The sequence below is a fragment of the Mangrovicoccus algicola genome (assembly GCF_014903745.1).
GTDB classification, from domain to species: domain Bacteria; phylum Pseudomonadota; class Alphaproteobacteria; order Rhodobacterales; family Rhodobacteraceae; genus Mangrovicoccus; species Mangrovicoccus algicola.
In genome coordinates, this window is the sequence record NZ_JACVXA010000045.1 from 15,037 (window position 1) to 34,542 (window position 19,506).

Annotated in this window: 19 protein-coding genes; 10 read left to right on the forward strand and 9 right to left on the reverse strand. The window is 69.8% G+C overall.

Translation table 11 applies throughout. The features are described 5' to 3' along the window. Window positions 1-9 precede the first annotated feature (9 nt). On the reverse strand, window positions 10-1,038 hold the full coding sequence (locus tag ICN82_RS14280) for an LLM class flavin-dependent oxidoreductase (protein ID WP_226898503.1): 1,029 nt from the start codon (window positions 1,036-1,038) through the stop codon (window positions 10-12). A 65-nt stretch (window positions 1,039-1,103) separates the two neighbouring features. On the opposite strand from ICN82_RS14280, the gene ICN82_RS14285 reads away from it, so the two are divergent. The 4 genes from ICN82_RS14285 (at window position 1,104) to ICN82_RS14300 (ending at window position 5,190) form a co-directional block, all read left to right on the forward strand. Beyond that, entirely contained in the window at window positions 1,104-1,499 is a 396-nt protein-coding gene (locus ICN82_RS14285; protein WP_193183977.1) for a VOC family protein, read from the forward strand. 188 nt (window positions 1,500-1,687) lie between these two features. Beyond that, window positions 1,688-2,710 (forward strand): aspartate-semialdehyde dehydrogenase, encoded by a 1,023-nt coding sequence (locus tag ICN82_RS14290; RefSeq protein ID WP_193183979.1) that lies wholly within the window; start codon window positions 1,688-1,690, stop codon window positions 2,708-2,710. Between the two features lie 375 nt (window positions 2,711-3,085). Continuing rightward, window positions 3,086-4,060: an alpha/beta hydrolase gene (locus tag ICN82_RS14295; RefSeq protein WP_226898504.1), complete on the forward strand. Its 975-nt coding sequence runs from the start codon at window positions 3,086-3,088 to the stop codon at window positions 4,058-4,060. After that, window positions 4,057-5,190 carry a dienelactone hydrolase family protein gene (locus ICN82_RS14300; protein WP_193183981.1) on the forward strand — a complete coding sequence of 378 codons (1,134 nt, stop codon included), beginning with the start codon at window positions 4,057-4,059 and terminating at the stop codon, window positions 5,188-5,190. The genes ICN82_RS14295 and ICN82_RS14300 overlap by 4 nt, the downstream gene beginning before the upstream one ends. A gap of 50 nt (window positions 5,191-5,240) precedes the next feature. Here the strand turns inward: ICN82_RS14300 and ICN82_RS14305 are convergent, their stop codons facing one another. After that, the gene (locus ICN82_RS14305; protein WP_193183983.1) at window positions 5,241-5,912 is read right to left on the reverse strand and encodes a carbonic anhydrase; all 672 of its coding nucleotides are present in this window, start codon (window positions 5,910-5,912) and stop codon (window positions 5,241-5,243) included. Between the two features lie 177 nt (window positions 5,913-6,089). Here ICN82_RS14305 and ICN82_RS14310 point away from each other — a divergent pair, with 177 nt between their 5' ends. The 3 genes from ICN82_RS14310 to ICN82_RS14320 all read left to right on the forward strand — a co-directional run bounded on the left by ICN82_RS14310 (window position 6,090) and on the right by ICN82_RS14320 (window position 8,735). Continuing rightward, window positions 6,090-6,452, forward strand: a complete 363-nt coding sequence (locus ICN82_RS14310; RefSeq protein ID WP_193183985.1) for a hypothetical protein — start codon at window positions 6,090-6,092, stop codon at window positions 6,450-6,452. Window positions 6,453-6,550: 98 nt separating this feature from the next. Then, window positions 6,551-7,951 (forward strand): leucyl aminopeptidase family protein, encoded by a 1,401-nt coding sequence (locus ICN82_RS14315; protein WP_193184028.1) that lies wholly within the window; start codon window positions 6,551-6,553, stop codon window positions 7,949-7,951. Continuing rightward, entirely contained in the window at window positions 7,941-8,735 is a 795-nt protein-coding gene (locus ICN82_RS14320) for a C40 family peptidase (RefSeq protein WP_193183987.1), read from the forward strand. The genes ICN82_RS14315 and ICN82_RS14320 overlap by 11 nt, the downstream gene beginning before the upstream one ends. Before the next feature lie 17 nt (window positions 8,736-8,752). Here the strand turns inward: ICN82_RS14320 and ICN82_RS14325 are convergent, their stop codons facing one another. Further along, entirely contained in the window at window positions 8,753-9,109 is a 357-nt protein-coding gene (locus ICN82_RS14325; protein ID WP_407943767.1) for a DUF2794 domain-containing protein, read from the reverse strand. Between the two features lie 131 nt (window positions 9,110-9,240). On the opposite strand from ICN82_RS14325, the gene ICN82_RS14330 reads away from it, so the two are divergent. Both ICN82_RS14330 and ICN82_RS14335 read left to right on the forward strand, forming a co-directional pair. Beyond that, the gene (locus ICN82_RS14330) at window positions 9,241-9,906 is read left to right on the forward strand and encodes a phosphatidylserine decarboxylase (RefSeq protein ID WP_193183991.1); all 666 of its coding nucleotides are present in this window, start codon (window positions 9,241-9,243) and stop codon (window positions 9,904-9,906) included. 3 nt (window positions 9,907-9,909) lie between these two features. Further along, window positions 9,910-10,662 carry a CDP-alcohol phosphatidyltransferase family protein gene (locus ICN82_RS14335; protein ID WP_193183993.1) on the forward strand — a complete coding sequence of 251 codons (753 nt, stop codon included), beginning with the start codon at window positions 9,910-9,912 and terminating at the stop codon, window positions 10,660-10,662. A gap of 21 nt (window positions 10,663-10,683) precedes the next feature. On the opposite strand, the gene ICN82_RS14340 is transcribed toward ICN82_RS14335, so the two are convergent. The 4 genes from ICN82_RS14340 to ICN82_RS14355 all read right to left on the reverse strand — a co-directional run bounded on the left by ICN82_RS14340 (window position 10,684) and on the right by ICN82_RS14355 (window position 16,654). Continuing rightward, on the reverse strand, window positions 10,684-12,402 hold the full coding sequence (locus tag ICN82_RS14340) for a methyl-accepting chemotaxis protein (RefSeq protein WP_193183995.1): 1,719 nt from the start codon (window positions 12,400-12,402) through the stop codon (window positions 10,684-10,686). Continuing rightward, window positions 12,399-12,701, reverse strand: a complete 303-nt coding sequence (locus tag ICN82_RS14345) for a hypothetical protein (protein WP_193183997.1) — start codon at window positions 12,699-12,701, stop codon at window positions 12,399-12,401. Before ICN82_RS14345 ends, ICN82_RS14340 begins: the two co-directional genes overlap by 4 nt. A 147-nt stretch (window positions 12,702-12,848) precedes the next feature. Next, window positions 12,849-15,260, reverse strand: a complete 2,412-nt coding sequence (locus tag ICN82_RS14350) for a mechanosensitive ion channel domain-containing protein (RefSeq protein ID WP_193183999.1) — start codon at window positions 15,258-15,260, stop codon at window positions 12,849-12,851. 272 nt (window positions 15,261-15,532) lie between these two features. Further along, window positions 15,533-16,654, reverse strand: a complete 1,122-nt coding sequence (locus tag ICN82_RS14355; protein ID WP_193184001.1) for a TFIIB-type zinc ribbon-containing protein — start codon at window positions 16,652-16,654, stop codon at window positions 15,533-15,535. Window positions 16,655-16,815: 161 nt separating this feature from the next. Here ICN82_RS14355 and ICN82_RS14360 point away from each other — a divergent pair, with 161 nt between their 5' ends. Beyond that, window positions 16,816-17,202, forward strand: coding sequence for a hypothetical protein (locus ICN82_RS14360; RefSeq protein ID WP_193184003.1), 387 nt, complete (start codon window positions 16,816-16,818; stop codon window positions 17,200-17,202). A gap of 23 nt (window positions 17,203-17,225) precedes the next feature. On the opposite strand, the gene ICN82_RS14365 is transcribed toward ICN82_RS14360, so the two are convergent. Together ICN82_RS14365 and ICN82_RS14370 are read right to left on the reverse strand one after the other, a co-directional pair. Beyond that, window positions 17,226-18,335 (reverse strand): SPFH domain-containing protein, encoded by a 1,110-nt coding sequence (locus ICN82_RS14365; protein ID WP_193184005.1) that lies wholly within the window; start codon window positions 18,333-18,335, stop codon window positions 17,226-17,228. 97 nt (window positions 18,336-18,432) lie between these two features. Then, the gene (locus tag ICN82_RS14370) at window positions 18,433-19,506 is read right to left on the reverse strand and encodes a DUF2927 domain-containing protein (protein ID WP_193184006.1); all 1,074 of its coding nucleotides are present in this window, start codon (window positions 19,504-19,506) and stop codon (window positions 18,433-18,435) included.

Consider the following 19,506-nt stretch of genomic DNA (forward strand, 5'->3'; position numbering starts at 1 on the left):
GGCGCCCGTTCAGGACGCGGCGCGGGAGCCGGTCCCGGCGGCCAGCTCCGCCATCACCTCGGCACCGATCTCGAAGGACCGCAGCCGCGCCCGGTGGTCATGGATATGGCCCGTCAGGATAAGCTCGTCGGGCTGCAGCACCTCGATCAGCCCGGCCAGACGGTCCTTCACCGTCGCCTTCGACCCGGTGACGGAAATGCGCAGCTGGTGGTTGGCCATGCGGATCTCGGGCTCGCTGGCGACCAGCGACAGGTCCTCCACCGGCCGCGGCAGCGGCCCGGCCGCGCCGCGGCGCAGATTGATGAATCCCTGCTGCATCGAGGTCCGGATCCTCGCGCCCTCGGCATCCGTGTCGGCGGCGAAGATGTTGACCGCCAGCATGAAATGCGGCCGCCGGATCGCGCCGGGGCGGAAGGATCCGCGATAGACATGGATCGCCTCCTCCAGCGCGTCGGGCGCGAAATGGCTGGCGAAGGCATAGGGCAGGCCCAGATGCGCCGCCAGCTGCGCCCCGAAGAGCGAGGAGCCCAGCATCCAGACCGGCACCTCGGTGCCGGCGCCGGGCACGGCGGTGATCTTCTGCCCCGGTTCCGCCGCGCGCAGATAGCCCATCAGTTCCATCACGTCGCCGGGGAACTGGTCCGAGCGGTCGGCGCCGCGGCGCAGGGCGCGGGTGGTCACGGGATCGGTGCCCGGCGCGCGGCCCAGTCCCAGGTCGATGCGGCCGGGGAACATCGTCTCCAGCGTGCCGAATTGCTCGGCGATGACCAGCGGCGCGTGATTGGGCAGCATGATGCCGCCTGCGCCCACGCGTATGGTCGAGGTGCGGGCGGCCACCTGGCCGATCACCACCGCCGTGGCCGCCGAGGCGATGCCGGTGGAATTGTGGTGCTCGGCCAGCCAGAAGCGGGCATAGCCCAGCCTTTCGGCATGCTGCGCCAGATCCACCGTGTTGCGCAGCGCATCCGCGGCAGTGGCGCCTTCGGGGATCGGCGAAAGGTCGAGAAGCGAATAGGGGAGCATCGGAGGCCTCGTCATCTGTTCCCCTCCGACATAGGTAGCGGGCAGGACCATGGAAACCCGCAAGCGGCAAGGAGGCCATGATGGCAAAGATGATCCACAGCATGATCCGGGTGCTGGAGGAGGCGCGCTCGGTCGCGTTCTACCGCGAAGCCTTCGGGCTGGAGATCGCCGAACGGCTGGATTTCCCGGAATTCACGCTGATCTACATGAGCAATCCCGAAACCGGCTTCGAGCTGGAGCTGACCGTCAACAAGGACCGCACCGCGCCCTATGATCCGGGCGACGGCTATGGTCACTTGGCCGTGTCGGTGGCGGATCTGGATGCCGAACATGCCCGGTTCGAGGCGGCCGGGCTGGCGCCGCGCAAGTTGGTGGAATTCGCGCCCGCGGGCACGCGCGTGGCGCGGTTCTTCTTCGTGGCCGATCCCGACGGCTACCAGATCGAGGTGCTGGAACGCTCGGGCCGCTTCGCCTGAGCCGCGCAGGGCCGGACCCGGCCGCCGTCCTTCCCGGCACTCCCGCGCGGTCGCGGTCCGGCCAGGCTGCAGGTCCGGTGCGTCCGCCCCCGGGCCGGCCGGTGCGGGACGGACATTTTCCTGCGCCCCCTTCCGTTTTGCCGCAGTTTTCGATATGCGGCCCCCGTCGAACCAAGGAGAAGCCGAATATGGGCTATAAAGTCGTCGTCTGCGGCGCCACGGGCAATGTCGGGCGCGAAATGCTCAACATCCTGGCAGAGCGCCAGTTTCCCGTTGAGGAAATCGCCGTGCTGGCCTCGCGCCGCAGCCTGGGAACCGAGGTGAGCTTTGGCGACAAGACCCTGAAGACCAAGGACCTGGAGCGGTTCGATTTCACCGGCTGGGACATCGCGCTTTTCGCGATCGGCTCGGATGCGACCAAGGTCTATGCCCCCAAGGCCGCGGCCGCGGGCTGCATCGTGATCGACAATTCCTCGCTTTACCGCTATGACCCGCTGGTGCCGCTGGTCGTGCCGGAGGTGAATCCCGAGGCGGTCCACGAGTACAAGAACAAGAACATCATCGCCAATCCCAACTGCTCGACCGCGCAGATGGTCGTCGCGCTGAAGCCGCTGCATGACCGCGCGCGCATCAAGCGCGTGATCGTCTCGACCTACCAGTCGGTCTCGGGCGCGGGCAAGGAAGGCATGGACGAGCTGTGGGACCAGACCAAGTCGGTCTACAACCCCACCTCCGACGTGCCGCCGAACAAGTTCCAGAAGCAGATCGCCTTCAACGTGATTCCGCAGATCGACGTCTTCCTCGAAGACGGGTCGACCAAGGAAGAGTGGAAGATGGTCGCCGAGACCAAGAAGATCATCGACACCTCGATCAAGGTCAGCGCGACCTGCGTGCGCGTGCCGGTCTTCGTCGGCCATTCCGAGGCGATCAACATCGAGTTCGAGGACTTCCTCGACGAGGACGAGGCGCGCGACATCCTGCGCGAGGCGCCCGGCATCATGGTCGTCGACAAGCGCGAGCCCGGCGGCTACACGACGCCGGTCGAATGCGTGGGCGATTACGCCACCTTCATCAGCCGCATCCGCCAGGATTCCACCATCGAGAACGGCCTGAACCTGTGGTGCGTCTCCGACAACCTGCGCAAGGGCGCCGCGCTGAACGCCGTGCAGATCGCCGAGACGCTGGGCAACCGCGTGCTGAAGAAGGCCTGAAGGCCGGGGCTGCGCGGCAGCCCGGGACGGAACGGGACGGGCCGGGGCGGAATGCCCCGGCCCGTTTTCCTTTGCGGCCTCCGCCTCGGCGGCTGCGGTCGCGGCAGAGCATCGCCATGGCAGCCTGCGGGTTACGGCGCGCGGGAGGATCCGGGGCGCTTGGCGCAGCCTCGCCCGTGAGGCCCGGCAGGGCGGCTGGACGGGCGGTTCATCTCCGCGCCCCGGAGACGGGATCGCGGGCAGCGAGGCCGGGCGGGGGCGGGCCTCGGCGGGGAGGCGCCTCTGCTAGCATATTAGCAGAGAAGAATCTCTTGCCATCTCCGGCGCTGCGTCCCAGATTGCGGGCATGGACCGTACTTTGGGAGGAGACCGGCCTTGACCCCTTGCCGCCGCGCGCCGCTGCGCCTGATGACTCTTGCCCTGTGCCTCACGATGGGAGTGCCCGCCATGGCCGAACCGCTGACCGACGAGGCCACGCTGAGCCTCTGGGGCGGCACAGCGCCCGGTGCCCCTGACGGCCTGGAACAGGTGGTGGTCGAACGGTCCAAGAGCCTCTACCGCGCCGACCGGGCGCTGATGGGGATCACCGATCCCAGCCTGACCGTCTTCCGTCCCGAGCATCCCAACGGCACCTCGATGATCGTCGCCCCCGGCGGCAGCTATCGCCGCGTCGTGCTGGACAAGGAGGGGATCGAGATCGCCCGCGCCATGGCCGAACGCGGCATCACCAGCTTCCTGCTGAGCTATCGCCTGCCCGGCGAGGGCCATGAGAACGCGACCGAAGCGCCGCTGGCGGATGCGCAGCGCGCGGTGCGCATGGTGCGCGGCCATGCGCAGGACTGGGGTCTCGATCCCGCGAAGGTGGGGTTCCTGGGCTTCTCGGCGGCGGGGCATCTGGGCGGCTCCATCGCGACGATGTATGACCGCGAGACCTATGACAGGGATGATGCCGATGCCGGGGTCTCGGCGCGGCCGGATTTCGTGGCGCTGATCTACCCGGTGATGACCATGGAGGACGGCCCGGTCCATGCCGGATCGCGCGAGGCGCTCTTGGGCGCGGCGCCCACCGCCGAACAGATCGCCGCCTGGTCGCCCGAGCAGCACGTGACGGCGGAGACGCCCCAGACCTTCCTCCTGCATGCCGATGACGACCCGTCGGTGGATTCGGAGAATGCCATCCGTTTCTACATGGCGCTGCACGAGGCGGGCGTTCCTGCGGAACTGCATGTCTTCCGCGATGGCGGGCACGGATTCGGCATCCGCGGCGCGGGCGACAGGCCGGTTGCGGGCTGGCCGGATCTTCTGGCCGGGTGGCTGGACGCGACCGGCATGACGGATGGCGCGCAATGAGGAGGTTGCTGATGGGGCTGGCGGCAGCGGCGGCGGCGGCCAGCGGGGCCGGAGCCGCGGAATACGAGACCCGGATCGTCGACGAGAAGAACCTGCCGGTCTTCCACGAGGCGCTGAAGGCGCGGCTGGACTATCCGCTGGCCTATGGCGGCGGCGATCCGGGCGCGTGGCATGACCGGGCGCTGCGCGCGGCGCGGGCGCTGATGCTGCCCTATGAGGCGACCGCCCCCTTTGCGCCGGAGGTGATCGACGAGGTGGATCGCGGCGACTACATCGCCCGCCGCGTGGCATTTTCCATCACCGATGAAAGCCGGGTCGCGGCGATCCTGCTGGTCCCGAAGGGGGAGGGCCCCTTTCCTTCGGCGCTGATGCTGCATGACCACGGCGCGCGGTTCGATATCGGCAAGGAGAAATGGGTCGCCCCCTGGTATGACGCGGCCCTCGCGGCCTCGGCGGAGGAATGGGCGGAGAAATATTTCTCGGGACGCTATCCGGGCGAGGAGCTGGCCCGGCGCGGCTATGTCGTGCTGGCCACGGACGGGCTGGGCTGGGGCGACCGCGAGGGCAACGGCTACGAGGCGCAGCAGGCCCTGGCCGCGAACCTGATGAACCTGGGATCCTCGCTGGCCGGGCTGATGGCGCTGGAGGACATGCGCGCGGCGGAGTTCCTGGCCGGGCTGCCCGAGACCGACCCGGAGCGGGTCGCGGCGGTGGGCTTCTCCATGGGGGCCTTCCGTGCCTGGCAGGTGGCGGCCTTGTCGCCGCATGTCGCGGCGGCGGTCGCGAATTGCTGGATGGGCACCTATGAGGGGCTGATGGTGCCGGGCAACAACCAGCTGAAGGGACAGTCGGCCTATTACATGCTGCATCCCGGCCTGCCGCGGCTGATGGATTACCCGGATGTCGCCGCGCTGGCCGCGCCCAAGCCGATGCTGGTCCATGCCGGGGCGGAGGATCCCCTGTTCCCCGTGGCCTCGGTGGAGTCGGCCTTCGAGACGATGCACGCGGTCTGGGACGCCTTCGGGGCGGATGCGGCCCTGACCACCCGCATCTGGGAGGACAAGGGCCATACCTTCACGGCCGACATGCAGGACGCCGCCTTCGACTGGCTCGACGCGGCGCTGCGCTGAGATCAGGCGCCGGGGGCCCGGGCCTCCGGCGCGTCCCGTCTCCGGGGCAGCTAAAGATTGCCGAATTCCCCGGTCTCGGGATCGTACTGGCTCAGCGTGCCCGAGCCGATATCCATGTACAGCCCGTGGACCGACAGCATCTCGCTGTCGATGGCCTGCTGCACGAAGGGGAAGGTCATCAGGTTCTCCAGCGACACGACGACGGTCTGCTTCTCCATCGCGATGCGCATCTCTTCGGGGTTTTCGGTGCCCTTGACCCGTTCATAGCCGGGACGCAGCACGTCCAGCCAGCGGCCCAGCATGCTTTCCTTGACATCCAGCTCGGGCGCGTGGCCGCGGCACATCTCGGTGCAGCCGGCCGCGCCGCCGCAATGGGAATGCCCCATCACGATCAGGTTCGCCACTTTAAGCGCGGTCACGGCGTATTCGATGCAGGCCGAGGTGCCGTGATGCTGGCCGTCGGGCTCGAAGGGCGGGATCAGGTTGGCGACATTGCGATGCATGAAGAATTCGCCCGGCCCGGCGCCGAACAGGTTGGTCACGTGCACGCGGCTGTCGGAACAGGAGATGACCATGGTGCGCGGGCGCTGCCCTTCCTCTGCCAGGCGGCGGTACCAGGCCTTGTTCTCGCGGTGATCGGTGGCGCGCCAGCCATGATAGCGTTCGCTGAGATAGGAAGGCAGCTTGCTGGTCCGGGCGAGAAGCGGGCTGGGTGCGTCCATGTCGGGTCTCCTGGGTATGCCGGGCATCAATAACCATGAATGAAAGGAAAATTTAATAGGGAATCCGCGCCCCGGCCAGAGGCGGCCTAACCGTTTCTTGAGGCTGCCTCCGCTATACCCGCCGCACGCTGTGGGGGCGTACCTAACGTGACGGGGTGTCTTGTGTCCGTGATTCCGATGACTTTCGACGAAGCGGTTCGCTTCGATCCGCGCAGGCTTGCCGATCTTTACCGGACGATGGGCGAGATCGGCGCGGAGAACGTGTTGTGCGACACGATGGAGGAACTGACCATCCAGCTGGTGCGCATCGAGAAGCTGGGCCGCCGCGCGCGGCTGCAGGAGGTGCGCGAGATCGCCGAGCGCATCGCGCCGCGGGCCGAGCAGATCGGCCTTGCCGGGCTGGCCGGGGCGGCCCGGGCCGTGGCGGATTGCGTGCGTCTGGGCGACCGCACGGGGGCGGTGGCGACGATGGCGCGGCTGTCGCGGATGGGGGACAAGTCGCTTTCGGCCATCTGGGACCCGCAGGGCATGATGCTCTAGCCGGGCAGGGCCGCGGTTAGGGCTTGCGGGGCAGGGGACACCGGCTAGAGTGGGCCCAGACCCCGGTTTCATGAGGTTTCTTCTTGCCCGATCTGCCGATGGCGTCCTTTGCCCCCGCGAAGGATGCAGCCCGTCCCCTTCATCTCGTCTTTGCCGAGGATCTCTCCGTCTTTGCCGGATCGCTGCCTCCCGCGGCGGCCGGCTGGTTGCGGGCCTGCGGGTTCCGCGCGGCGCCGGGCGAGGTCCTGCTGCTGCCGGAGGATGGCGGCGTCGGGGGCGCGGTGCTCGGTCTCGGGCCGCTGGCGCAGAAGGCGCGGCAGCGGTTCGCGGTGGCCCAGGCGGTCGGACGTCTGCCTGCCGGATCCTGGCGCATCGCCACGCCGATGACCCCCGAGGAGGCGGAAGAGGCCGCCCTGGCCTGGCTGCTGGCCGGATACAGCCACACGCTGAAATCCGGCGTCTCGCCATCCGAGCCGCCCGCGCTGGCGGCGCCGGAAGGGGTGGACGAGGCGCGGATCCTCGCCATTGCCCGGGGCGAATGCCTGACGCGGCAGCTGATCAACACGCCGGCCAACCTGATGGGCCCCGACGAGCTTCAGGCGGCGGCCGAGGATCTGGCCCGCGACCACGGCGCCGCGGTCGAGGTGATCGAAGGCACGGCGCTGCTGGATGCGAATTTCCCGATGATCCATGCGGTCGGGCGGGCCTCCGACCGGGCGCCGCGGCTGATCGACCTGCGCTGGGGCGGCTCCGGGCCGCTGCTGACGCTGGTCGGCAAGGGCATCGTCTTCGATACCGGCGGGCTGGACCTGAAACCCGCCAGTGCCATGGGGCTGATGAAGAAGGACATGGGCGGGGCGGCGGCCGTGCTGGGCCTGGCCCACATGATCATGGCGACGGCGATGCCGCTGCGGCTCAGGGTGCTTCTGCCGGTGGCCGAGAACGCGGTGTCCGGTCCGGCCTTCCGTCCGGGCGATGTGCTGACCTCGCGCGCGGGGCTGACGGTGGAGGTCAACAATACCGATGCCGAGGGGCGGCTGGTCCTTGCCGATGCCCTGGCCTATGGCGGCGAGGAGAACCCCGACCTGATGGTCTCCATGGCGACGCTGACCGGGGCGGCACGGGTGGCGGTTGGCCCAGATCTGGCGCCCTTCTATACCGGCTCCGACACCCTTGCCGCGGCGCTGTCGGCGGCCGGGCAGCAGGTGCGCGACCCGGTCTGGCGGATGCCCTTCCACGATCCCTACGAGGCGTTGATCGAACCGGCCATCGCCGATCTGGACAATGCCCCGAAGGGCGGGTTCGCGGGATCGATCACCGCCGCGCTGTTCCTGCGCCGCTTTGCCGGGGGCGCGGCGGAATACACGCATTTCGACATCTATGGCTGGCAGCCCGCCGCCGCCCCGGCGCGTCCCGCCGGCGGGGCCGGGCAGGGGGCGCGGGCGCTTTTCGCCGCGCTGCCGCGGATCCTGGGGCTGGACGGGTCCGATGCTGTTTAAGAAGAAGCCCGAGGAGATCCTGCAGGTCGCCGTGCCGGTCGCCGATATCCGCGACGGGCCCGACGGCGCGCGGCTGCGGCAGCTGGTCTTCGGCGAGCCGGTCCGGATCCTGAAGGCCCGCAAGCCCGACCATGTGGGCATCGAGGCGGTGCGCGACGGGTACCAAGGCGTGATGGCGCGGGCCGATCTCGGCGGGCTGCAACCGCAGACGCATCGCGTCTCGGCACCTGCCACCCATGTCTATTCCGCCGCGGACCTGAAATCGCCCGAGGTGATGACGCTGTCCTTCGGCGCCCGGCTGAATGTCGAGGGCGAGGAGTCGGGGTTCCTGCGGCTGCAGACCGGGGGATTCGTGCCGAAGGTCCATGTGCAGAAGGCCGTCAGCCGCTTTGCCGATCCGGTGGGGGTGGCCGAGATGTTCATCGGCACGCCCTATCTGTGGGGCGGCAACAGCCGTGCGGGCATCGATTGTTCGGGGCTTGTCCAGGTCGCCGCCATCGCCTGCGGATTGACCTGTCCGGGCGATAGCGGCGATCAGGCCGAACTGCTGGGCGATCCGCTGGAGGCGGAAGCGCCGCTGCGCCGGGGCGACCTGCTGTTCTGGAAGGGGCATGTGGCCTGGGTGGCGGCGCCCGACCGCATCGTGCATGCCAATGCCCATCACATGGCGGTGGTCTCCGAACCCATGGAACCCGCGGTGCAGCGCATCGCCGGACAGGGCGGCGGCGCGGTCACGGCGCGGCGGCGGATCAACTTGTTCCGCGAGGACAAGGCCCGGGGCTGAAAGCGCTCGCCCGCGGCTCAGTCGCCGACCGGGCGGATCAGCTTGCGCTCCAGCACCCGCAGCACCTGGCGCAGGTCATGCCCGCGCTTGAGGATCTGGCCGTCCATTCCGGTGACGGAATACATGCCTTGGCGCGCGCGCAGCCTGGGCTGCTTCTCGATGCGGTAGAGCGGATGCTCGGCCGTGCGGCGGAAGACGGAGAAGACCGCCCGGTCGCGCAGCGTGCTGATGCCGTAGTCGCGCCATTCCCCGGCGGCCACCATGCGGCCGTAGAGGCTGAGGATCACGGAAAGCTCGTCACGCTGGAAAGCCACGGCATCGGGGGCTGCCCCGGCGGCCGGGAACGGGGGGGGATGCAAGCTCATGCCGGGCATCTTGGGGGGCGCCGGGTGTGAAATCAAGCGGTTGATTGCAGCGGCGCGGCGCTCCCGGCCTGCCGCCCTTGTGCCTCCCGTCAATCTGCCTATGACTGGGAGACGATGCAAAGGGAAAGGAACGGCCGCAGATGCGGATGCGCGACACATTCATCAAGCCGATGCACCCCGAGGGACGGCGTTTCGTGGCGATCTTCGCCGCCATTGCCCTGGTGCTGTTCCTGATCTGGGAACCGCTGGGCTGGATCGGCGTGGGGGCCACGGTCTGGTGCTATTATTTCTTCCGCGACCCCGAACGGGTGACGCCGCCTCGCCCCGGCCTGGTCGTCAGCCCCGCCGACGGGATCGTGTCGCTGATCGAGCCCGCCGTTCCCCCGGCCGAGCTTGGCCTGCCGGACGTGCCGCTGACCCGGGTCAGCGTGTTCATGAGCGTGTTCAATTGCCACGTGAACCGCGTGCCGGTCGCGGGCGAGGTCACGGCGGTCGCCTATCGCCCCGGCAAGTTCTTCAATGCCTCGCTCGACAAGGCGAGTTCCGACAATGAGAGGAACGCCCTGGCGATCCGGCTGGAGGACGGGCGCGACATCGCGGTGGTCCAGATCGCGGGCCTGGTGGCGCGGCGGATCCTGTGCTTCGTCCAGCCCGGGACCCGGCTGGCGCGGGGCGAACGTTTCGGGCTGATCCGCTTCGGATCGCGGCTTGACGTGTATCTGCCGCCGGGCGTGGCGCCGATGGTGGCGGTGGGCCAGACCATGGTCGCGGGCGAGACGGTGATCGCCGAGCTGGGGGAGGCCTGATCCATGTCGCCCGCGCCGAACCGCCCCGCCAAGGAGCCCAAGGCCTTCTCGCCGATCCTGCTTCTGCCCAACATGCTGACCGTGACGGCGATCTGCGCGGGGCTGACGGCGATCCGGGCGGGGGTGCATGGCAATTACGAACTGGCGGTGCAGCTGATCATCGTGGCGGGCATTCTCGACGGGCTGGATGGCCGTCTGGCGCGGGCGCTGGGATCGGCCAGCAAGATCGGCGCGGAGCTGGATTCGCTGGCGGATTTCGTCAATTTCGGGGTGGCGACGCCGCTGACCCTGTATTTCTGGGCCCTGCAGGATAGCGGCGGGATCGGCTGGATTGCCGTTCTGGTCTTCTCCATCTGCTGCGTCTTCCGGCTGGCGCGATTCAATGTCGGCAGCAAGACCGGCGGAGGGCTGGGCGGCGCCTATTTCGAGGGCGTGCCCTCTCCGGCCGGGGCGCTGGTGGTGATGCTGCCGCTCTATGTGTCCTTCGCCTTTGCCGACCGGCCCAGCATCCCGGCGCTGTTGATCAGCTTGCACATGATCGTCATCGGGTTGCTGATGATCAGTTCCCTGCCGACCTGGTCCTTCAAGACGACGCGGATCGCGCGGGGCAACGTCAAGTTCTTCCTTGTCGGGGTGGCGGCGGTCGGCGCGCTGCTGGTCACTTATGCCTGGCGCACGCTGATCGTGCTGTGCCTAGCCTATATCGTCACGGTGCTCTGGGCCTGGCTGAACCGCAGGCGGCTCTCGCGGCGCTGATCCTCGCCGGACCGGTCCCTGTCAGGCAGCGTCGCTGCGGGCGGGGCGGGCCGGGCCGGGGGCCTCTGTCCCGGCGGTCAGCTGGAAGGTTCCGACGATGGCCAGCAGCGCCTCGGCCTGGGCGCGCAGATCCAGGTTCGACGCGGTGGTTTCCTCGAACATGGCGGCATTCTGCTGCGTGACGCGGTCCAGCCCGCCCAGTGTGGTGTCGATCTCCGCCAGGCTGGAGGATTGCCGGATCGCGGAGTCGCTGATGTCCCGGATGCGGCCCGAAATCTGGTCGATGCGTCCGCGCACGCTGTGCAGGGAGTCGCCGGTACGGTTGACCAGGCCGACCCCGTCCTGCACCAGGCGGGTGCTGTTCTCGATCAGGGTCTTGATTTCCCGTGCCGCGTCCGAGGACCGCTGTGCCAGGGCGCGGACCTCCGAGGCGACCACGGCGAAGCCGCGCCCGGCCTCGCCGGCGCGGGCCGCCTCCACCCCGGCATTCAGCGCCAGAAGGTTGGTCTGGAACGAGATGTCGTCGATCGTGGCGATGATCGAATGGATCTTTCCCGAAGCCTCCTCGATCCGGTCCATCGCCGCCACCGCGTCCCCGACCAGGGCAGAGCTGGCCTCGGCATCGGAACTGGTCGCCTGGGCCTCGCCGGAGGCGGTTCGGGCCAGCTCTGCCGCATCCTTCACCTGACCGGCGATCTGGCTGACCGTCGCCGAGACCTGGGCCAGCGAGGCAGCCTGGGTTTCCGTGCGCTTGGCCAGATCCGTGGTCGCCGCCGAGATGTCGTTCGACTGCGCCCCCACCGTGCCGGAGCGTTCCAGCACCTGGGCCATGGCTGCAGCCAGGGTTTCGCAGGCGGAATTGAAATCGGTGCGCAGCTCCTCGTATTCGTCGGGCAGCGGGTCGGGAATGCGGGCATGCAGCTTGCCGGCGGCCAGGTCCTTGAGCGCCGCTTTCAGCGTCTCGACGACGGTTTGCTGGGTCCGGCGGATGCGCGCCTGCTGCTCCTTCTCCCGCGTCTGCGCCGCGCGGGCGGCGGCATCCGCCTCCTGGGCGCGGGCCATTTCGGTGCGGGCCTGTTCCGCCGCGTCCTGCGCGACTGCCTGCGCGGCCAGCGCCTCGGCCTGCGCCTCCTCGGCCGCCTGCAGGGACTCCTCCGCCTCGCGCAGGCTGTCGCGGGCCTTGCGCCCGGCCTCCGCGATCTCCTCGGCATCCGCGACCGCGCGGGCGGCCATCCGGTTGCGGACGAGAACGCTGTAGATCAGCACGGCCGATTCGATCCCCGCGCAGGCACCGTGGATCAGCACCCGTTCGACATTCTGAAGAAGGTCGGCCGGGGGATAGATGAGCACCGGAAACAGCACTGCCAGCGTCAGGTGATGCAGCACGATCAGCGCGGTCGCCACCAGGATCGGGCGCACGCTGTCCAGCATTGTCAGGCAGGCCAGCGCGGCGAAGAAGGCCATGTGGGCGTCGACCTGCCAGGCGTGGTTCGCCAGCGCGCCGGTCAGCATCATGACCTGCCCGATCAGCGCGGCGGCCACCAGCGTCTGGCCGTTGGCCATGGCCAGGCGCGGCGCGGCCAGGGCCATTGCCGTGAAGACTGCGACGCCGACCAGAACCGGCAGGAGCGGGTTTCCGGCGCCCAGGGCGGCGAGCACCGGCAAGGGCGCGAGCAGCGCGGCGCCCCGCGACAGGAGCCGCAGCGCCCGAAGCGCCTGCGAATCGGACCCCGCCGTCATGACCGCACCCCGCAGAGCGCGGCCAGCCTCCCGGCATCCAGCACCAACCACGCGCCCGCGGCGCGCAGCCGCCGCGCGAAGGCCGGATCCTGCGACGCGGCGAGGATGGCAAGCGGGGGATGCCGCGGGCCCAGCGGGTATCCCCCGGATTCCGCCACCAGCCGGTGCCGGTCGGCCCCGGCCAGGCCGGAGATGACCAGAACGGGACGGCCGGATTGCGGCATGGCCATGGCCATCGCCAGGATCGGCGGCGCCGCGATGGCGCAGAACAGGCAAAACCAGGTCAGGGCAGTCTGCATGGAGCCTCCGGAACAGCGTCGCTTCCGGGATAGGCCGGCATGGCTTAGGCGGCGATTAACGCGGGCCTGGATAGTTAGGATTGTTCCCATTCGGGCGGTCATGCCGCCTGGCGGGGGCCGCGACGCGGCGGCCCCCGGCGCGCAGCATCAGCTGTCGTCCGGACCCTCGTCGCGATCCGGCCCGGCCTCCGGCCCCAGGGGCCGGGGACGGTGCGCGGGATCGGGATCCTCCACCCGCGTGGCGGTGGAGGTGATGGTGTCGCGGCGGGTGGCGGCCATTTCGTGCAGCCGCTCGAACAGTTCCCCGGGCATCTTCAGCTCGCGATGCGGGAAGGGGATCTCGATGCCGTAGCTGTCGAAGACCTTCTTCATCTCCTCGGTATAGGCGCGGCCGACGCCCCATTGCTGGCCGGGCAGGGTCTTGATGCGCGCGCGGATATTGACCGAGCTGTCGCCCAGCCCGACCACGCCGTGCATTTCCAGCCCCTCCAGGATGAAGGCGCCGAATTCGCCCTTCTTGACGTTGTCGAAGGCTTCGAACATCGCCTTGCGCGCCAGGTCGATATCGGTGTCGTAGCTGACCCCCGCGACCTCGACATGGTAGGAGAAGCGGCGCATGAAGTTCGACACCGTGTCCACCGCCGAGAAGGGCACCAGGTGATAGGTGCCCGACAGGTCGCGGATGCCGACCGAGCGGATCGTCAGGCTCTCCACCGCGCCGGAGATCCCTGCCACGGTCACCACGTCGCCTTCGTTGATCGCGTTCTCCAGCTGGATGAAGACGCCGGTGATGATGTCCTGCACCAGTTTCTGGGCACCGAAACCGATGGCCAGGCCGATCACCCCGGCACCGGCGATCAGCGGCGCGATGTTGATGCCCAGCTCGCTGAGCGCCATCATCCCCGCGAAGACGATCACCGCGATGGTGATGGCGTTGCGCGCCAGGCTCAGCAGCGTGCGCTGCCGCGCCGAGACGGTGCGCATCGGCGCGGTGGAGGTCAGGCGGTCGTCGATCCAGGCGCTGATCGCGGCCCAGATGGCCAGGGCCACCAGGACGATGATCAGCGCGGTGGCCAGGCCCCAGAGCCGGTCGGCCTCCATCACCCGCTCGAAATGCGCGAGGTTCCAGGCGGCAAGACCGATGACGATGGCGGCGATGATCCCCGCCAGCCCCGCCAGCACCGACAGCGTCGGCAGGAACCCGTTGACCCGCTCGACGAAGAGCTGCAGCAGCCGCCCCTTGCCCGAGGGCACGGGCATCGCGGCATGGCCGGCCTTGCCGAGGATGCGCAGGCAGGCCAGGAACAGCACCAGCGCGCCCAGGCTCCACAGCGTCGCCTTGCCCAGAACGTCGAGCATGTCATAGGGGCGGGTGATGGCGATCCAGTAGCAGGTGATGACATAGATCGCCGCCAGCGGCGGCCAGGCCTTGTTCCAGATGGTCTGGGTCGTGTCGGAGACGACATTGGCGAATTCGTCCTCCTCCCCGTCCTCGCCCTGGGCCTTGCTCTGGCGGGCCTGCTCGGCCTTCTTCTGCTCCAGCCAGCTCTGGATCACCTTGTGCATGCGGCGGATGGCCAGGAGCGCCATGATCAGCGTCACGGTCAGCAGCACCGAGCGCAGCGAGGCGGCGATGGTGAAATTGGTCCAGACCCGGGCGATGGGCACCACCGCGACCAGCGTGTAGATCAAGAGGCCGCCGACCCGTTTCACGCAGCGGAAGATGGTCGTGTCGATCTCGCGCGCCATGCCCGAGAAGGTCACGTCCCTGGGGCTGTAGGACACGAAGAGGCTGAGCACCGCGGTGAACGCCCCCACCAGCAGGAAGGCGTTCAGGTAATAAGCCTGCACCACCGCGACCGTGCCGCCGCCGAAGGCGGAGGCCAGCCCGTAGCCCGCGACCCAGGCCAGGATCAGGCCCGCGGCGCGCAAGAGCGACTGGACCGTCACCGCGATGGCGACGCGGCGGATGCTGCGGGTTTCGGGCGGCTTGACCAGCGCCCGCGCCAGCATCCGCAGCAGGCGGTAGATCGCCACCGTGGCGATGATCGTGGCAAGAAGCCGCGGCGCCTCGTGCATGATGCGGTCGCGGCGGTCCTGCGACAGAACCTCGGGGAGCGAGGCCAGCCGCTGCACATCGGTCAGCAGCGCGGCGGAGCGGGTGCGCAGGTCGTTGGCGAGGCCGGTCATCACCTCCGCCGCCTGCTGGGCGAAGCCGTGGAAATCGGGCGAGGCAAAGCTCTCCGCATCCTCTGCCGCGGCATCCCCTTCCGCGGCGGTGTCCCCCTCTGCGGCGGTGTCCCCCGTCGCTTCGCCGTCGCCGGTCCCCTCGGCAGTGGCGAGCGCATCGATCAGGCGCTGGCGCGCCTCGTCATCCTGCAGCACCTCCAGCAGGGCGTCCAGATCGCCGCCCCCGGCATCGGCCGCGGCCGTTTCCTCCTGCGAGGATCCGCCGCCGCCCCCGGTGCCGGGCAGCAGCGCCTGGGCGGGCGCGGCGGCGGGAAACAGGTGGAGGGCGAGGAAGAGGATCGGCAGGATCCGCGGGAACCAGCGTGTCATTCGGCTCCTCCGGCATCTGTCCGGGGCGTCAGAGGGCGGAGCGGTTCCGCGCGGCGGGCGTCTCGGCAGGACATGCCGAAGGGTGGGATCATCTGGGTGTTCTCTTGTGTCAGGCGTTGCTTGTGGTCTGCCGGTCGCCGGAGCGACGGCCTCGGGCGGGAACGCGCCCGGGCGGAAAAGGTTCCCGGCCCCGGCGCCATGTTGCGCGCCCGTTTTCGGGGACGCCCGCGGGGACTGTCAACCGCCCCGCCGCGCCATCGGCGGGGCCGGGCTCAGATCGCGCCCTGCTGCAGCGCCATCGCATAGCCGAGCGCCCCGGCCAGCACCGCCCCGGCCAGGATGGCGGCCGCGATCTTCCACATCGACCAGGGCCGCGCGCCCTGCACCCGGCCCGACTGGGCATTGACCAGGATGCGGAAGGCCTGCCCGCGATAGCGGTAGACGCCCACCCAGACCGGCAGCAGCACATGCTTGAAGGTGACATCCGAGATCTGCGTGTCGATCGCGTGAATGCGCTGCCGGTCGCCGCCGATATCGAAGCGCACGTCGCGGGCGATGACCTGGTCCATCTGCGCGCGGGCGCCGTGATAGGCCTCGTCCAGGGCGACGCCGTAGGCCTCGGCGCGCAGCCCGGCGAGGTATTCGGGCTTGTAGGGTTCCAGCCGCGACAGGTCCCAGGGCGTCAGCCCGGCGATCATCTCGCCGGGCAGGCTGCGGCTGCCGGGGACCAGCACGTCGTCGAAATCGCGGGACACCCGGCCGCGGGCGGGATGCCAGCGCACGCGCGCCACCTGTTCGATGCTGCCGTCATTGCGGCGGCGGCTTTCGAAATAGACCTTCCCGCGCTGGCCGGAATAGCTGGACCGCGTGCGCGCGTCGAAGGTCCAGTAGGGCAGGTAGATGCCCTCCATCCGGCGGCCCCGGCGGGCATATTGCTGCAGCCCCGAGGGCGCGAACCACAGCCGGCCCAGCCAGCGCGTCATCGCCGCGCGCGCCTCCGCCTCGCCGAGCGCGAAGGGCACCAGCGCGCGCGGGCGGATATGGCGGCTGGGGGCGGGGTCCCCCACCACCGGCGTCGCGCAGAAGGGGCATTCCCCGGCATGGATGCCGGGGCGGAATTCCACCTCCGCGCCGCAGCCGCTGCATTGCAGGACCCGGGTTTCCTCCATCTCGGCGGCGTCCAGCTGGTTCTCCAGCGCGGCGCGGAAATCCAGTTCGCGGATCGCCCGGGGCGCGCCCCATGGCCCGTTGCGGTCGTCGATCTCCGCGACATGGCCGCAATGGCCGCAGGCCAGGACGCCCCGGCCGGGGTCGAACTGCATCGGCGCGCCGCAGGCCGGGCAGGGAAAGCCCTGTCCCGCGCCGTCCTGCGCGGTGTCGCTCGTGCCGATCATGTCATCCTCCGTCCGGCTTCCCGCGGATCACGCCCGGGGGTCCCGCCCGGGCCGCCCGGGGCAGGGGATGGATTGCAATGTTGCGGGGACGGGGGCAGGATCGCGGATGATCCGCCCAGCCGCGACCCCAGCCAGGCGCCGTCGCGAAAGGATATGATCCCATGACCGCAGCCCGGCCCGCCCGCGCCTGCCTTCTTCCGGCCCTTGCCGTCCTGGCCGCCTGTTCCGGCGATGCCGGCCCCGCCGATCCCGGACGTTTCGCCCTGCGCTTCGGCGAGCGCGAGATCGAGGGGCGCTATGATCCGGCCGGGTTCGACAGCGCCGAGGCCCGCCGCGCCACGGCCCAGGTCTGTGCCGGAACGGCGCTGGCGCGCTACGAGGAAACCGGCCGCGCCGACGGGAGGCGCGACATCGCGGCCGCGTGCGAGAGCTTCACCAAGGTCAATGACGGCACCGCGGTGTTCACCCGCCGCGATGACGGCCGCATCCGGGTGCAGATCAACAGCGCCCTGGACGGCCGTTCGGGCAGCGTCAGCTACGACATCTGAGACGGGCATGACGGGGGGCCGCGTCAGCCGGCCGGCGGCGGGGGCGGCATCACGGTGAAGAGCTGCGCCAGCTCCGTCACCTCCTCGGCGCGCTTCCAGCCATCCTGGCCCTGGGTCCAGACCAGCGTGTCGCGGCGAAGCCCGCCCTCGGTCACCATCCGCCCCAGCCGCGCCTTGGAGAAGGGCCCCGTGGTCTGCCCGTTCTCGGCCAGGTGCCAGACATGCTCGACCGGCGGCGGAGGCGGCGGCGGGGGCGCGGCCTGGGCGGGGGCGGCGGGACGCGCGCCCCAGGGGCCCTGCGCCATCTGGCTTCCCATGCCCATTCCCATGCCCATTCCGATCCCGGCGCCCATGGCCGAATGCGGCGTCGCGGCGGCGGCGGTCATCGCCTCGGCCGCCGAATAGTGCTGATAGGCGGCCAGGTCGCCGATCACCCCCATCGCGCTGCGCTTGTCCAGCGCAGCCTCCACGGCCGCGGGCAGCGAGATGTTCTCGACATAGAGCTCGGGCATGTCCAGCCCGTAGCCTTCCAGCGTGGGCGCGATCCGCTCGGCCATCAGCCTGCCGAACTCGGCCGTGTTCGCGGCCATGTCCAGCACCGGGATGCCCGATCCGGCCGCCACGCGCGAGAATTCCTGCACGATGATGTTTCGGATCTGGAAGCTGATCTCGTCCGCGGTGAATTCGCCATCCGTGCCGACGATCTCGGTCATGAAGCGCGCGGCGTCCTTCACCCGGATCGAATAGGTGCCGTAGGCGCGCAGCCGCACCGGGCCGAATTCCGGGTCACGCATCATCAGCGGGTTCTTCGTGCCCCATTTCAGCCCGTTGAACCGGGTCGTGGCGACGAAATAGACCTCGGACTTGAAGGGCGAGCGGAAGCCGTGATCCCAGTGCTGCAGGGTCGTCATCACCGGCATGTTGTTGGTTTCCAGCATGTAAAGGCCGGGGGTGAAGACATCGGCCATCTGGCCTTCATGCACGAAGACCGCGGTCTGGCCCTCGCGGACCGTCAGCTTGGCGCCGTACTTGATTGCATGGCCGTGCCGCTCGAACCGCCAGACCATCGTGTCGCGGGTGTCGTCCACCCAGTCGATGACATCGATGAACTCGCCGGTGAGGAAGGAGAACATGCGCTTGGTCCTTTCGCGGGTCGGGGGCAGGGCGGGCGCGGGGCCTGCCGCGGGGCGGTTATCGCATGGCCCGGCCGCCGGGCCAAGCCGGGGGCGATCACTGTGGCGGGACCGGGGCGGGAGCGGCGGCGATCTCCACCGGCGGGGTGCCGGGCGGCTCGGGCGCATCCGGCGCGGCGGCGGTCAGGGGCGGGCGCAGCCCGGCGGCAATCTCGCGCACCGGGGCCTCCGCCTCGGCGGCGGTCATGCCGGGCCGCAGCCGCGGGTCGTAGAGAAGCTGCAGCAGCAGCAGGTCCTGGTCGGTCAGCCGCGCGTAATCCTCGTCGTCGTTGAAGATCGAGGGCCGCGCCTCGTGGCTGTCATTGGCCAGCCCCATCCCCTGGGCCAGCTCCTCGTTGAAACAGCTGCGGCGCAGGCGCGGCGGATGCTCGGCCCGGATGATCGCGACGGCGCGGACATAGGTCTGGGGCGCCTCGGGCGCCGAGAAGGCGACGACCAGGCAGAAAGTGGAGGGCAGGATGTCCAGCATCGATTCCAGCACCGGGTCGGAAATGCCGGGCACCAGGCGGCGCAGCTGCGGCCGCAGGGCCAGCCTTTCGGATTCATCGACCACGAAGACGCTGAAATTCCCGCCCGAGCCGGTCAGGCGCACCGGATGGCCGCTGGCCCCGGCGATCGCGTCCACCACCCCGGCGGCAATGCCGCGATCCGTGTCGCGCTGCGCGGGGGGCACGGAGGCGCCGAATTGCAGGGAGACCTCCACCGGCGCCGACCAGCGACGCAGGCGGCTGGCGCTTTCGCGCGCGACGAACCCGCCGTCGCTGCCGGGGGTGTATTCGTCATGCAGCGCGATGCGGATGAAGTTGGTGGCCAGCAGATCGGCATCGATCCCCTCCAGCCCGCCGCCATCCTCGCGCAGCCGTCCCTCGGAAACCAGCCGCGCCTCCAGCAGGGCATAGCGCCGGGACAGTTCCGCGCTGGTGGCCACGGGCATGTCGCGGATCGGGCCCTCGGCAGGCAGCGGGCTGGGCTGCGGGCGCGGCGAGGACCGCACGAGGCGCGGCGGCTCGGGCGCAGGGGCAGGGGCGGGCGGGGCCGAGAGGCAGCCCGCCAGGATCAGCAGCAACGCGGCCTGCGCCGCCGAAAGGGAAACCCGCCCGCAGGGTGCCAT